Below are 12610 nucleotides of genomic sequence, written 5' to 3' on the forward strand. Positions count from 1 at the left end.
ATCTCATTGCGTAACGCAAGTAAACGCCCGCTCGTCACACCCCGCCCCGGGACGTCACGGGCGCCAGCCACATGCCCACGATCGCGTCGACCAGCCCGTCGGCGGCCTCCTGCCAACTGGCGCGGGGAGTGGGACGCCCTTCGGCGAGGGCTCGCTCCCGTTCGGCCGCCACGTGCACGATGAGATGACGCGCCATGTCGCCCCGCTCCGCCCGGACCTCTCCCGGCAGCGCCGGCATGCACCGGTTGCGCCCCGCGATGATCTCGCGCAGTGAGGCGGAGGCGCGGGACTCCTCGGTCATGATCTGCCGCAGCGCCGGGTCGGTCATGACCTGGGCGCAGAACCGCGCGTACCAGGTGGGGCTGCCCAGCGCCGCCAGATGATCGAACTGCGGCCGCACGAGGCAGTCCACCCAGTCGCGCAGGACCGCCGACTGGCCGAGGGCGGCCAACTGCCGCGCCCGCAGGTCCTCGACGCGTTCCGAGTGCCGCTGGGCGATGGCGCGGACGAGGTCGGACTTGGTGCCGAAGTGGTAGCCGACCGCGGCGTTGTTGCCCTGTCCCGCGGCCTCGCTGACCTGGCGGTTGGAGACCGCGTACACCCCGTGCTCGGCGAACAGCCGCTCGGCGGTGGTCAGGATCAGCTGCCGGGTCGCGCCGACCTGTTCCGTCCGTACCGTCCTGCCCGCCATGATCACCACCGCGCCGGGACCTGCCTCACATCCGGCGACGGCCAGTCCCTGGAGTCGTCGCAGGTCCGCCGTCGTGCGGCGAGTCCTCACGGAAGCCTACGCAACCGTGGACCGGTCGCGCCGCTCGGCCCGGACGAGCGGGTCCGTCCCACGCCTCGTAGGATACTTCAAGCGACTGACTTAAAAGTTCGCTCCGGTTTCGCGCACATCCTCGAAAGGCACCTTCATGCCCGCATCCCCCGCCAGACCCACCGGCGCCGAGACGGCCGCCGCGCCGCGGCCGAACGCCGTGGTGGCGGTACTGGCCCTGGCCGGGATCGTCGTCTCGCTGATGCAGACCCTGGTCATCCCGATCGTGCCGGAGCTGCCCAAGCTCCTGGACGCACCGGCCTCGGACGCGGCCTGGGCGGTGACCGCCACGCTGCTCGCCGCGGCGGTGGCCACTCCGGTGGTCGGCCGGCTCGGCGACATGGCCGGCAAGCGGCGGATGCTGCTGCTCAGCCTGGTGCTGCTGATCGCCGGCTCGGCGGTCTGCGCCCTGAGCGACACGCTGGTGCCGATGGTCGTCGGCCGCGCCATGCAGGGCCTGTCCGCCGCCGTGATCCCGCTCGGCATCAGCATCATGCGCGACGAACTGCCCGCCGAGCGGCTGGCCGGCGCCACCGCCGTGATGAGCGCCTCTCTCGGAGTCGGCGGCGCGCTCGGCCTGCCCGCCGCCGCGCTGATCGCGGACAACCTCGACTGGCACATGCTGTTCTGGCTCTCCGGCACGCTCGGCGCCGTCGTGCTGGTGCTGGTGCTGGCGCTCGTGCCCGAATCGGCGGTGCGCACCGGTGGCCGCTTCGACCTGATCGGCGGCATCGGCATGGCGGCCGGTCTGGTGTCCCTGCTGCTGGCGATCTCCAAGGGCGCCGACTGGGGCTGGACCGGTGGCACCACCCTCGGCCTGTTCGCGGCGGCCGTGGTGATCCTGCTGGTGTGGGGCTGGTGGGAGCTGCGTACCCCGCAGCCGCTGGTGGACCTGCGCACCACCGCCCGCCGTCAGGTGCTGTTCACCAACCTCGCGTCCATAGCCATCGGCTTCTCGATGTTCGCGATGTCCCTGGTGCTTCCGCAGCTCCTGCAGTTGCCCGAGGCCACCGGTTACGGCCTGGGCCGCTCGCTGCTGGCCGCGGGCCTCGTGATGGCGCCGTCCGGTCTGGTGATGATGACGTTCGCCCCGGTCTCCGCGAAGGTCTCCAAGTCCCGGGGCCCGAAGGTGACCCTGATGATCGGCGCCCTGATCGTCGCGGCCGGCTACGGGCTGAACATCGTGCTGATGTCCCAGCTGTGGCACCTGGTGCTGGTCTCCTGCGTCATCAGCGCGGGCATCGGCTTCGCCTACGGCGCCATGCCGGCCCTGATCATGGGTGCGGTGCCGGCCGGCGAGACGGCCGCCGCCAACAGCCTGAACACCCTCATGCGGTCCATCGGTACGTCGGTCGCCAGCGCCATCGCCGGCGTGATCCTGGCCCAGATGACCGTCAGCCCCGGCGGCTTCGCCCTGCCGTCCGAGAACGCGTTCAAGGTCGTCATGGCGATCGGCGCGGGCGCCGCCCTGCTCGCCTTCGTGATCGCGTCGTTCATCCCGCGGCACCGCCCCGCCACCGGTCCGGCGCACACGGCACCGGCCGCCGGCGTCGAGGCTGAGACCACCACCTCCGTCCGCTGACGGCGACGGCGCCGGTCCCGCCCCGGGGCCGGCGCCGTTCAGGCGAACCTGGCGGACAACGCGCGTGACGGCGCACGGGCGGGTCGAGAACTGACCCGTGGAGCTGCCGCTGATCCCTCCCATGCTCGCCACCCCAGGCACCCTGCCGTCCGCCGCGCAGGACGCGCACTGGGCCTACGAGACCAAGCAGGACGGCCAGCGCGTGGTGGTCTACCTGCCCGGCGACGGCAGTGTGCGGCTGCGCGCCCGCTCCGGCCGCGACATCACGGCCGCCTACCCCGAACTGGCACCGCTCGGTACCGCGCTCGGCTCCACCGCCGCCGTACTGGACGGGGAGGTGCTCGCCCTGGACGAACAGGGCCGCGCCGACTTCCAGTTGCTGCAGTCCCGCATGGGCCTGGCGCACGCCCCGGGCCGGGCGGCGCACCGGGCGCTGAAGGCCCCCGTCCACCTGGTGCTGTTCGACGCCATGCACCTGGCCGGCCGTCCCCTCCTGCGCCTCCCCTACGCCCACCGCCGTGAACAGCTGACGGGCCTCGGTCTCGGCGGGCCGTCCTGGTCGACCCCGGCCGCACTGGTCGGCCACGGGGAGCAGGCGCTGCGGGCCACCCGCGAGCACGGCCTGGAGGGCCTGGTCTGCAAACGGCTGGACTCGGCGTACGAGCCGGGGGCCCGCTCCCGGGCCTGGATCAAGATCCGCAACATGCGCAGCGAGGACGTCGTGGTCGGCGGCTGGCTGCCCGGCAAGGGACGGCTCTCGGGCCTGCCGGGCGCCGTCCTGGTGGGCCAGCGCGCCGCGGGCCGGCTGCGCTACGTCGGCGGGGTCGGCACCGGCTGGAGCGCGGCCGAGCGCACCGAGCTGGCGGCGCTGCTGGGGGCCGCCGCGAGCGACGTGTGCCCCTTCGACCCCGCACCACCGGTACCGGGAGCGCGCTGGGTCGTCCCCCGGCTGGTCGGCGAGGTCCGCTACAGCACCCGCACTCGCGAGGGCATGCTGCGCCAGCCGTCCTGGCTCAGGCTCCGCCCGGACCTCGCACCCGAGGAGTCGGCCGCCGACGTCCCGGACGACATGGTGTGACCGTGTGACGCCGGGTCAAGTATTGGGCTGCCCTTCACCGCGGGGACGCACGTGACCCCTTGGCCCGGAAGTGGAAAAGCGGGACCCTGAACTCCCTTTCCCTCCACAGCCGTTGGGCTGCGCCCGGAATCAGAGGAGGACGCGGTGTCTCGTACCGCCGGAACCCGCCGCAAGAGATGGCTCGCCGCACCGCTCGGTGCCCTCGCCCTCGTCGTCGCCTTCCCCGCCACCGCCTTCGCCGCTCCGCCCCCGGGGCTGCCCGGCAACGCCGACAGCCTGGAGCGGGCATACCAGCCCGCCTACGACTACGACACCGACGGCTGCTACCCCACACCGGCCATCGGCTCCGACGGAGCGGTCAACGGCGGGCTCAAGCCGACCGGCGCCCTGAGCGGCAACTGCCGGGACGCCGCCGACCTGGACAACACCAACGGCTACTCGCGCGCCAAGTGCGACAACGGCTGGTGCGCCTACATGTACGGCCTCTACTTCGAGAAGGACCAGGCGCTGCCCGGCAGCAGCCTCGGCGGTCACCGGCACGACTGGGAGCACGTCGTGGTGTGGGTGCGGGACGGCACCGTGGAGTACGTCTCGACCTCGAACCACGGCTCGTTCAGCGTGCACGCGAGGTCGGCGGTCCGCTTCGACGGCTCACATCCGAAGATCGTCTACCACAAGGACGGCATCAGCACCCACTGCTTCCGCCCGGCGACCCCGGGCGACGAGCCGCCGGAGAACCACAGGGGCGGCTGGCAGTACCCGGCGCTGGTCGGCTGGAACGGCTATCCGGCCGGCCTGCGCGAGAAGCTGGTCTCCTACGACTTCGGCAGCGCCAACTTCGGCCTGAAGGACGGCAGCTTCGCCTCCCACCTGGCGGCCGCCAAGCCCTCCGGCGTCTCCTTCGACCCGAACGCCTGAGGCGACCGCGGCCGGCCGGGGCCGGTCGAGCGAACCCGGCCACCGGCTCGCCCCCGGGAGCACTATCGTGTCCGCATGTCCGTCCCCGAACTGATCCGCATCGTCTCCCGCGACTCCCCCATGGCCCTGGCGCAGGTCGAGCGCGTCCGGGCCGAGTTGGCGGCCCTCCACCCCGGCGTGCGCACCGAGGTCGTACCGGTGAAGACCACCGGCGACAAGTGGCTCGGCGACCTGTCGCTCGTGGAGGGCAAGGGCGCGTTCACCAAGGAGGTCGATGCCGCGCTGCTGTCGGGCGAGGCCGACCTGGCGGTGCACTGCGTCAAGGACGTGCCCGCCGACCGGCCGCTGCCGGCGGGCACGGTGTTCGCCGCGTTCCTCGAGCGGGACGACATCCGGGACGCGCTGATCCATCCGGACGGGCTCACCCTGGACCAGCTTCCGGCCGGCACCCGCGTCGGCACCTCCTCGGTGCGCCGCGTCGCCCAGCTGGCCGCCACCCACCCCGGCCTCCAGTGCGTGCCGTTCCGGGGCAACGCCAACCGGCGGCTGGCGAAGCTGGCCGCCGGCGAGGCGGACGCCCTGCTCCTCGCGGTCTCCGGCCTGGAGCGCATCGGCCGCCGTGACGTGATCAGCGAGGTCCTCTCCCCCGAGACGATGATGCCGCCGATCGGCGCCGGCATCCTCGCCCTGCAGTGCCGCGAGGGCGACACCGCCCTCATCGACGCGGTCAGCGGCCTCGGCCATCCGGGGACCCATCGGGAGGCGACGGCGGAACGCATGTTCCTGCACGTGCTGCAGGGGCACTGCAACAGCCCGATCGCCGGGTACGCCCGCGTGGACCGGAGCGGGGAACTCTCCCTGCGGGCCTGCGTCTTCACCCCGGACGGCAAGACCCGGCTCAACGCCCACGAGTGGGCCGGCCGGCTCGACCCGGCGACGCTCGGCACGTCGGTCGCCGTGGCCCTGCTGCGTCAGGGCGCCCGCGAGATCATCGACGGCATCGCGCACTGAGGCGCCGCCGGCCGGGGATCAGGCGGAGCCCTCCTCCGCCTGGCCCCGCAGGAAGGCGCTCACCTGGTGCGCCAGCCCGTCGTCACGCACCGTGCCGGCAAGGGTCCCGGCGCTGCCGTCGTGCAGCCCGAGACCGCCGGTCCACAGCCGGCGGTCGGCCCACTCCTCGTCCACCCGCAACTGCACCTGGACGTCCACCTGGCAAAGGCTCGCCTCCGGGCCGGCCGCGTAGAGCACGGCGGTGGCCCGGCGCAGCGGGTACACGTCGAAGCCCTCGACGAACTGGGAGTTGCGCCAGTCGAGGAAGGCACTCTCCCCGTCGGGGCCGATCCGCACGTCGATCTGGCCGTCCTCCAGGTGAATGCCGAGGTGCCGGGAGCCCCGGTTCTCGACGGTCACCCGGACACAGAAGTACGTGAGCCCCTCGGCGGCGTCGTCGCGTCCACGCGGCGGCTCGGCCGGCTCAAGTCGGTGGACGCGGACCCGCAGGCCGGTGTGCTCGTCGTACTCCTGCCAGTCCCCGACCACGTTCGGCTCGTACACGGTGCCCCTCTCGACCTCTCGACGCTGCTTCCTATCTGTGCGCTCAGTGCACTGTCAAATGAGCGGAATGCGCTGTGGCCAGGGACTTCACCCCTTTTGATCAGCGATCAAGCGTTGCGCAGGAAGTATCCGCCGACGCCCTCTGCGGACGATCACCCAGAGCGTGCCGCACATCACGTTCGGCTGCGGCGCCGTCTCGCTCACCGGTCCGCAGCCGTTCGGGTGGCCGTCCGGGGCAATCGCGCTCAGTATCCATATATATGAGGACTCGCCCGCACCCCTGCTGAGGGAGGTGCGCATGATGCGTATCGCCGGCAGAACCAAGCCCCATCCGCACGACGACGCTCCCGACACGGCCGCGGCCTTCGGCCGGCTCGCGCGGCTGCCCGAGGGCCCGGAGCGCAAGGCCCTGCGGGACGAACTGATCCAGGTCTGGCTGCCCATGTCCGAGCGGATCGCGGTCCGCTTCCGGGGCCGCGGCGAGAACCTGGAGGACCTCTACCAGGTGGCCGCCCTCGGCCTGGTCAAGGCCGTCGACCACTACGACCCGGAGCGCGGCCACGCCTTCGAGGCGTACGCCGTGCCGACCGTGACCGGCGAGATCAAGCGGCACTTCCGCGACCACATGTGGACCCTGCACGTGCCGCGGCGGATCCAGGACCTGCGCAACCGGGTGCGCAAATCCACGAAGGAGCTGGCACAGACCACGCCGGGACGCGCCCCCACCATCGAGGAGATCGCCGACCACGCGCAGCTGACCACGGTCGAGGTCCGCACCGGCATGGAGGCCCTGGAGTGCTTCTCCGCGCTGTCGCTGGAGGCGGAGATGCCCGGCACCGACGGGTACGCCCTCGGGGACGCGCTCGGTGGGCCGGATCCGGCCTTCGACGCGGTGGTGGACCGGGTGGCCGTCCGGCCCTGTCTGGAGGCGCTGCCCGAACGCGAGCGCACCATCCTCTACCTGCGCTTCTTCGGTGGCATGACGCAGAGCCGCATCGCACAGCAGCTCGGCATCTCCCAGATGCACGTCTCCCGGCTGCTCAGCGGCTGCTTCGACCGGATCCGCGACGAGATCCTCGCGGAGGCCCGCTGACTCAGACCCCTGGTGCGGCACCGGGAATCTGCGTCGGGCCGTGCCGGTCCAGCGCGCCCTCGAGGGCGGCCCGGATCTCCGGCGGCATCACTCCGGTGCGCCCCCAGATGAGTATCATTTCTGCCACATTGCGCAGTTTGATGTTCGTATGCTGGGAAACTTCCTTCAGGACGATCCATCCCTCGTCCGGCGTCACCCTGCCGAGGACGACGACCATCCCGATCGCCTGGTCGACGACCGCGTGCGAGACGACCGCCTCCTTCAGCTGCCGGACCTGCTCCTGCAGCTGGAAGACCTGGTCCGAGCCGGTCTGGTCCGAGCCCCAGTCCGTGGGCATGATCACCTCCGGATCCGGCGGGCCACCGCCGCCTGTGCGGCGCGGTGCCGCTCCGACGCATCCATCGTCGCCACCTGCGCCTCCTCGCGCCACCGGGCCTCCCGGGGATCGTCCGCCACCGTTTCGGCGCCGCGCCCGGGGTACTCGGCAGGCGCCCGCCGCACTCCCGGCCGGACACTGGTGTGGAGCCGGTGGCTGCCGGTGGACGAGACCAGGACGCGACTGCCATGAACCACGACATGCCCTTCCCCGCCGGCGAGAGCCTCCTGTCCACGCACTCCGTGTTCGGGGCTCCCTGCTGGGTGAGTCTGACCAGCCGTGATCTGAAGGCCACCGAGGAGTTCTACTCCGCCGTGCTGGGCTGGCAGTGGCGGACCGGCAAGCTGGGCGAGCCCTTCCGGATCGCCCTGGCCGACGGGGTGCCGGTCGCCGGGATCGCCGCGGTCGCCGCGATGTGGCAGATGGCGGTGGCGTGGACGCCGTACTTCGCCGTGCGCAGCGCCGACGAGGCCGCGTCCCGGGTGCAGGAGCGCGGCGGCACGTCCGCGGTCGGGCCGATCTCCCTCCCGCCCGGGCGGGCGGCCCTGCTGGCCGACCGGGACGGCGCGACCTTCGGGATCTGGGAGGGCGAGCTGTTCTCGGACTGGGAGACCTGGCGCACCTCGCGCCCCGCCTTCATCCGGCTGCACACCCGTGACGCCTTCGACGCCGCCATCTTCTACGGCGAGATCTTCGACTGGGCGGGGCCCGACGGTTGCTGCGAGGTCCAGTACGAGGGCGACGAGGTGGTCCTGCGCAGCCAGGGCGACGTGGTGGCGCGCATCGAGTCGGGCGCCCTGGGAGCGGCGCCCGACCCGGCCATCCGGCCGCACTGGCAGGTGCACTTCGCCGTCGAGGACGTGGCGGCCTGCGCCCGCACCGCGGAGCAGCACGGTGGCAGCGTGCTGTCCGTGAGCAGTGCCGAGGCCGTGCTCCGGGACGCCGACGGCGCGCAGTTCACGGTGACCGAGCGCCGCCTCGGCAGCTGACCTCACGGGCTGCTCACCGGCCGGTGCGGGAGGGCCGGGAGAGCAGCACCAGACTGCGCTGCTCGACGGTCACCACGGTGCCCGCCTTGTGCTCCGCCTCGTCGGGGACGCCCTCCGGGTCGGCGGTGTCGATCAGGGTCGCCCAGCGCTCGCCGTAGGTGGCGTCGGGCAGCCGGAAGGCCGTCGGCTCCCAGTGGCTGTTGAGCAGCAGCAGGAAGGAGTCGTCCTCGACCGGACGGCCGCACGGGTCGGGTTCGGCGATGGCGTCGCCGTTGAGGAAGACGCCGACGGCGTGCGCGTCGGAGCGCTGCCAGTCGTCGTCGGTCATCTCCCGCGCGTCGGGCAGCAGCCACACCAGGTCGGGCAGCGGCTGGTCCGCGTGGGTGGGGGTGTCGCCGCGGAAGTAGCGGCGCCGGCGCAGCACGGGATGACCGGCCCGCAGCGCGATGACGCGCCGGGTGAAGTCCAGCAGCGCGCGCTGTTCCCCGTTCAGCCGCCAGTCGACCCAGGAGATGTCGTTGTCCTGGCAGTAGGCGTTGTTGTTGCCGCGCTGGGTGCGGCCCAGTTCGTCGCCGTGGCAGAGCATCGGGATGCCCTGCGAGAGCAGCAGCGTGGCGAGGAAGTTGCGCTGCTGGCGGCCGCGCAGCTCCCGGACGGCCGGGTCCTTGGTCTCGCCCTCGGCCCCGCAGTTCCAGGACCGGTTGTGGCTCTCGCCGTCCCGGTTGCCCTCGCCGTTGGCCTCGTTGTGCTTGTCGTTGTAGGAGACGAGGTCGCGCAGGGTGAACCCGTCGTGCGCGGTCACGAAGTTGACGCTGGCACGGGGGCGGCGCCGGCTGTGCTGGTACAGGTCGGAGGAGCCGGTCAGCCGGGAGGCGAACTCGCCGAGCGTGTGCTCCTCGCCGCGCCAGAAGTCCCGTACCGCGTCCCGGTACATGCCGTTCCACTCCGACCACAGCTGCGGGAAGTTGCCCACCTGGTAGCCGCCCTCGCCGAGGTCCCAGGGCTCGGCGATCAGCTTGACGCGGCTGATCACCGGGTCCTGCTGGATGAGGTCGAAGAACGCCGACAGCCGGTCCACCTCGTGGAACTGCCGGGCCAGGGTGGCGGCGAGGTCGAAGCGGAAGCCGTCGACGTGCATCTCGGTGACCCAGTACCGCAGCGAGTCCATGATCAGCTGGAGCACGTAGGGGTGGCGCATCAGGAGGCTGTTGCCGGTGCCGGTGGTGTCGTAGTAGTGCTGCCAGTCGCCGTCCACCAGGCGGTAGTAGGAGGCGTTGTCGATGCCGCGGAAGGAGAGGGTGGGGCCCTTCTCGTTGCCCTCGGCGGTGTGGTTGTAGACCACGTCGAGGATCACTTCGAGGCCGGCCTCGTGCAGGGCCTTGACCATCGACTTGAACTCGTTGACCTGCTGCCCGCGGGTGCCGTGGGCGGCGTAGCCGTTGTGCGGGGCGAAGAAGCCGATGGTGTTGTAGCCCCAGTAGTTGGACAGGTCCCGGTCCTGGAGGTGGCCGTCGTGCACGAACTGGTGCACCGGCATCAGCTCCACGGCGGTCACGCCCAGGGACGTCAGGTGTTCCACGACCGCCGGGTGCGCCAACCCGGCATAGGTGCCGCGCAGTTCCTCGGGCACGTCGGGGTGGGTGCGGCTGAGTCCGCGGACGTGCGCCTCGTAGATCACGCTCTCCGAGTACGGGCGCCCCGGCGGGCGGTCGTCGCCCCAGTCGAAGAACGGGTCGGTGACCACGCCGAGCATGGTGTGCCCGGCGCTGTCCCCCGGGTCGGCCCTGCCCCTGGCCCGCTCGAAGAGAGAGGCGTGGTTGTCCACCATTCCGTCCACGGCCCGGGTGTACGGGTCGAGGAGCAGCTTCGCCGGGTTGCAGCGGTGGCCCACGGCCGGGGCCCACGGACCGTGGACCCGGTAACCGTAGCGCTGCCCCGGGCCGACGCCGGGCAGGTAGCAGTGCCAGACGAAGCCGTCGACCTCGGGCAGCGGGACGGTGCTGTGGGTGCCGTCGTCGTCGACGAGGACGAGGTCGACGCGTTCGGCGACCTCGCTGAACAGTGCGAAGTTGGTGCCCTGTCCGTCGTACGCGGCCCCCAGGGGATAGGGGTGCCCGCTCCACACGGGCGACCCCTTCCAGTTCGGCCTGGCGCGGGTCACCGGGCCTCCTCCAGAATGCCGTTCGTCCTGCTGGCCGGACCGGCCACCCGGGCCACCGGCATGGTCTCTCGCGGCACTTCCAGCCCCTCCTGGGTGATCGGCTCCGGCGATGTCGCCACGAGCGGGACGCGTTCGCCGGCCCGGGCGCGCTGCGAGAACCAGATCACCTTGGCCCCGGTGTCGGCGGCGCAGCAGCCCCAGCCGTCGCTGGTGGCGGCGAGGTGCTGCAGGCAGGTGCGCAGGTCCTGGTCGGGACGGAGCGCGTGGTCGTTGCCCCCCACGGCCGTGATGAGGTGCTGGTGGTTCCACCACATCTCGATCGACGTGTTCTTGTCGCTCGCGTGCTCGTCGATCGCCCGAAGCAGCATTTCGGCGCCCGAGCAGACGGGTTCGACGAGGTTCTCCAGGTTCCAGAACCGGAGGTGAGCGGCCAGGATGCGCCTGACCTGTCCGACCCGTTCCGGGCTCACTTCCACGTCGAGGTGGTAGTAGCAGGGCACTGCGGTCTTCATCGTCGTGGCTCCTCACCGCGAAAGCTCTCGCTCCTCCTCGCCCCTTGGGGGACGAGCTCCCCGAATACGAAGCGTGAGCACTGATCGCTTCTGAGTCACTCCAGAGTGAGAGCAGTAGTCCATTCGTGCAACACGAGAAAGCAGTTGAAGATCCAACAAGACGGCGCGTCACCACCCGTGCACCATGTGTGAAGAACTCGATCGTCCGTACCCCCGGACCGTCCGGAAGGTGACCGGCCATGCTGCTTCCCGCGAAGAGCGAAGTCGCCCGGCAGCTGCGGCGTTACCGCGCCTGGGAACGCTCGATGCTCGCGTCCCCGGCGGACGTGGGCGTCCGGTCCACCTTCGAGGACTCCGGCTACACCCTCTGCGTGCTGATGGGAAAGCGGTGCGCACGTGAGGCCGCGGACGCCGCCGAACGGTATCTGCGAACGAACCTGGTCACCCACGCGCAGGGACGGACGGACCGGCTCTCCCCGTCGGGGCGGAAGACCCCCTCCGGCGCGGCTTGACCCGAACGGCCGGGCTGCGGCCCGGCCCCGAGCACGGCGGAGGTGAGAACGGATGAGTGCGACCGTGGGGATCGGACGTATCCCGGTACGGGACGTCCACCCGGTGGTGGAGTACGGCAGGCGCCCGGCGAAAGCGGTGGCCGGAGAGACGTTCCAGGTCACCGCCTCCGTGTTCCGCGAGGGGCACGACGCGGTCGCCGCCAACGTCGTGCTGAAGGACCCCGAGGGCCGGCCGGGTCCGTGGACGCCGATGCGGGAGCTGGCCCCGGGCAGCGACCGCTGGGGCGCCGAGGTCACCCCGGGCGCCCCGGGCGACTGGACCTACCGGGTGGAGGCGTGGAGCGACCCCGTCGCCACCTGGAAGCACCACGCGCGCATCAAGATCCCGGCCGGTATCGACACCGGCCTGGTCCTGGAGGAGGGCGCCGAGCTGTACCGGCGGGCCGCCGCGGGTGTGCCGAAGAGCGCCGGGCGCGCCGTGGTGCTGGCCGCCGCGGCCGCCCTGCTCGACGACACGCTGCCGGTGGCCACCCGTTTGGCGGCGGCGCTGACGCCGGAGGCGGACGCGGTACTGGCCCGGCATCCGCTGCGGGAGCTGGTCACCACCTCCGACCCGCTGCCCCTGCTCGTGGAGCGCGAACGCGCCCTGTACGGCGCCTGGTACGAGTTCTTCCCCCGCTCCGAGGGCACCCCCGGGCAACCCCACGGCACCTTCCGCACCGCCGCCCGCCGGCTGCCCGCCATCGCCGCGATGGGCTTCGACGTCGTCTACCTCCCACCCGTCCACCCCATCGGCACCACCCACCGCAAAGGCCGCAACAACACCCTCTCCGCCACCCCCAACGACGTCGGCGTCCCCTGGGCCATCGGCTCCCCCGAAGGCGGCCACGACACCGTCCACCCCCGGCTCGGCACGATACACGACTTCGACCACTTCGTCGCCGAAGCCGCCCGCCTGGACATGGAGGTCGCCCTCGACTTCGCCCTCCAGTGCTCCCCCGACCACCCCTGGGTC

The 12610-nt window shown here is 71.9% G+C and carries 14 protein-coding genes; 8 read left to right on the forward strand and 6 right to left on the reverse strand.

What is annotated here, in order from left to right:
- Positions 1 to 34: 34 nt before the first annotated feature.
- Complete coding sequence (locus ACIQ1J_RS23620; protein ID WP_403559720.1) at positions 35 to 691, reverse strand: TetR/AcrR family transcriptional regulator; 657 nt, start codon at positions 689 to 691, stop codon at positions 35 to 37.
- 226 nt (positions 692 to 917) lie between these two features.
- Here ACIQ1J_RS23620 and ACIQ1J_RS23625 point away from each other — a divergent pair, with 226 nt between their 5' ends.
- From ACIQ1J_RS23625 to hemC, 4 genes are all read left to right on the forward strand, one after another.
- Positions 918 to 2402, forward strand: a complete 1485-nt coding sequence (locus tag ACIQ1J_RS23625) for an MFS transporter (protein WP_403559644.1) — start codon at positions 918 to 920, stop codon at positions 2400 to 2402.
- A gap of 97 nt (positions 2403 to 2499) precedes the next feature.
- The gene (locus tag ACIQ1J_RS23630) at positions 2500 to 3480 is read left to right on the forward strand and encodes an ATP-dependent DNA ligase (protein WP_403559646.1); all 981 of its coding nucleotides are present in this window, start codon (positions 2500 to 2502) and stop codon (positions 3478 to 3480) included.
- Between the two features lie 144 nt (positions 3481 to 3624).
- Complete coding sequence (locus ACIQ1J_RS23635) at positions 3625 to 4398, forward strand: NPP1 family protein (protein ID WP_403559647.1); 774 nt, start codon at positions 3625 to 3627, stop codon at positions 4396 to 4398.
- Between the two features lie 75 nt (positions 4399 to 4473).
- Positions 4474 to 5409, forward strand: a complete 936-nt coding sequence (gene hemC, locus ACIQ1J_RS23640; RefSeq protein WP_403559649.1) for a hydroxymethylbilane synthase — start codon at positions 4474 to 4476, stop codon at positions 5407 to 5409.
- Between the two features lie 18 nt (positions 5410 to 5427).
- On the opposite strand, the gene ACIQ1J_RS23645 is transcribed toward hemC, so the two are convergent.
- Positions 5428 to 5952: a hypothetical protein gene (locus tag ACIQ1J_RS23645; RefSeq protein WP_403559651.1), complete on the reverse strand. Its 525-nt coding sequence runs from the start codon at positions 5950 to 5952 to the stop codon at positions 5428 to 5430.
- 301 nt (positions 5953 to 6253) lie between these two features.
- On the opposite strand from ACIQ1J_RS23645, the gene ACIQ1J_RS23650 reads away from it, so the two are divergent.
- The gene (locus ACIQ1J_RS23650; protein ID WP_210961349.1) at positions 6254 to 7045 is read left to right on the forward strand and encodes a SigB/SigF/SigG family RNA polymerase sigma factor; all 792 of its coding nucleotides are present in this window, start codon (positions 6254 to 6256) and stop codon (positions 7043 to 7045) included.
- A gap of 1 nt (position 7046) precedes the next feature.
- On the opposite strand, the gene ACIQ1J_RS23655 is transcribed toward ACIQ1J_RS23650, so the two are convergent.
- The gene (locus tag ACIQ1J_RS23655; RefSeq protein WP_210961170.1) at positions 7047 to 7382 is read right to left on the reverse strand and encodes an ANTAR domain-containing protein; all 336 of its coding nucleotides are present in this window, start codon (positions 7380 to 7382) and stop codon (positions 7047 to 7049) included.
- Between the two features lie 2 nt (positions 7383 to 7384).
- Positions 7385 to 7618, reverse strand: coding sequence for a hypothetical protein (locus ACIQ1J_RS23660; RefSeq protein WP_403559655.1), 234 nt, complete (start codon positions 7616 to 7618; stop codon positions 7385 to 7387).
- Between ACIQ1J_RS23660 and ACIQ1J_RS23665 the strand changes: the two genes are divergently transcribed.
- The gene (locus tag ACIQ1J_RS23665) at positions 7610 to 8410 is read left to right on the forward strand and encodes a VOC family protein (protein ID WP_403559658.1); all 801 of its coding nucleotides are present in this window, start codon (positions 7610 to 7612) and stop codon (positions 8408 to 8410) included. The two genes, ACIQ1J_RS23660 and ACIQ1J_RS23665, sit on opposite strands and share 9 nt — an antisense overlap.
- A 13-nt stretch (positions 8411 to 8423) precedes the next feature.
- On the opposite strand, the gene glgX is transcribed toward ACIQ1J_RS23665, so the two are convergent.
- The gene (gene glgX / locus ACIQ1J_RS23670) at positions 8424 to 10571 is read right to left on the reverse strand and encodes a glycogen debranching protein GlgX (protein ID WP_403559661.1); all 2148 of its coding nucleotides are present in this window, start codon (positions 10569 to 10571) and stop codon (positions 8424 to 8426) included.
- A complete protein-coding gene (locus ACIQ1J_RS23675) occupies positions 10568 to 11083 on the reverse strand; it encodes a pep a2 (RefSeq protein WP_403559664.1) in 516 nt (171 codons plus the stop codon). Before ACIQ1J_RS23675 ends, glgX begins: the two co-directional genes overlap by 4 nt.
- Before the next feature lie 239 nt (positions 11084 to 11322).
- On the opposite strand from ACIQ1J_RS23675, the gene ACIQ1J_RS23680 reads away from it, so the two are divergent.
- Together ACIQ1J_RS23680 and ACIQ1J_RS23685 are read left to right on the forward strand one after the other, a co-directional pair.
- Entirely contained in the window at positions 11323 to 11595 is a 273-nt protein-coding gene (locus tag ACIQ1J_RS23680) for a DUF5133 domain-containing protein (protein ID WP_210961165.1), read from the forward strand.
- 52 nt (positions 11596 to 11647) lie between these two features.
- Positions 11648 to 12610 (forward strand): maltotransferase domain-containing protein (locus ACIQ1J_RS23685; protein WP_403559668.1); only part of this gene is annotated, 963 nt, incomplete at its 3' end.

The sequence above is a fragment of the Streptomyces sp. NPDC097107 genome (assembly GCF_044762405.1).
GTDB classification, from domain to species: Bacteria; Actinomycetota; Actinomycetes; order Streptomycetales; family Streptomycetaceae; genus Streptomyces; species Streptomyces thinghirensis.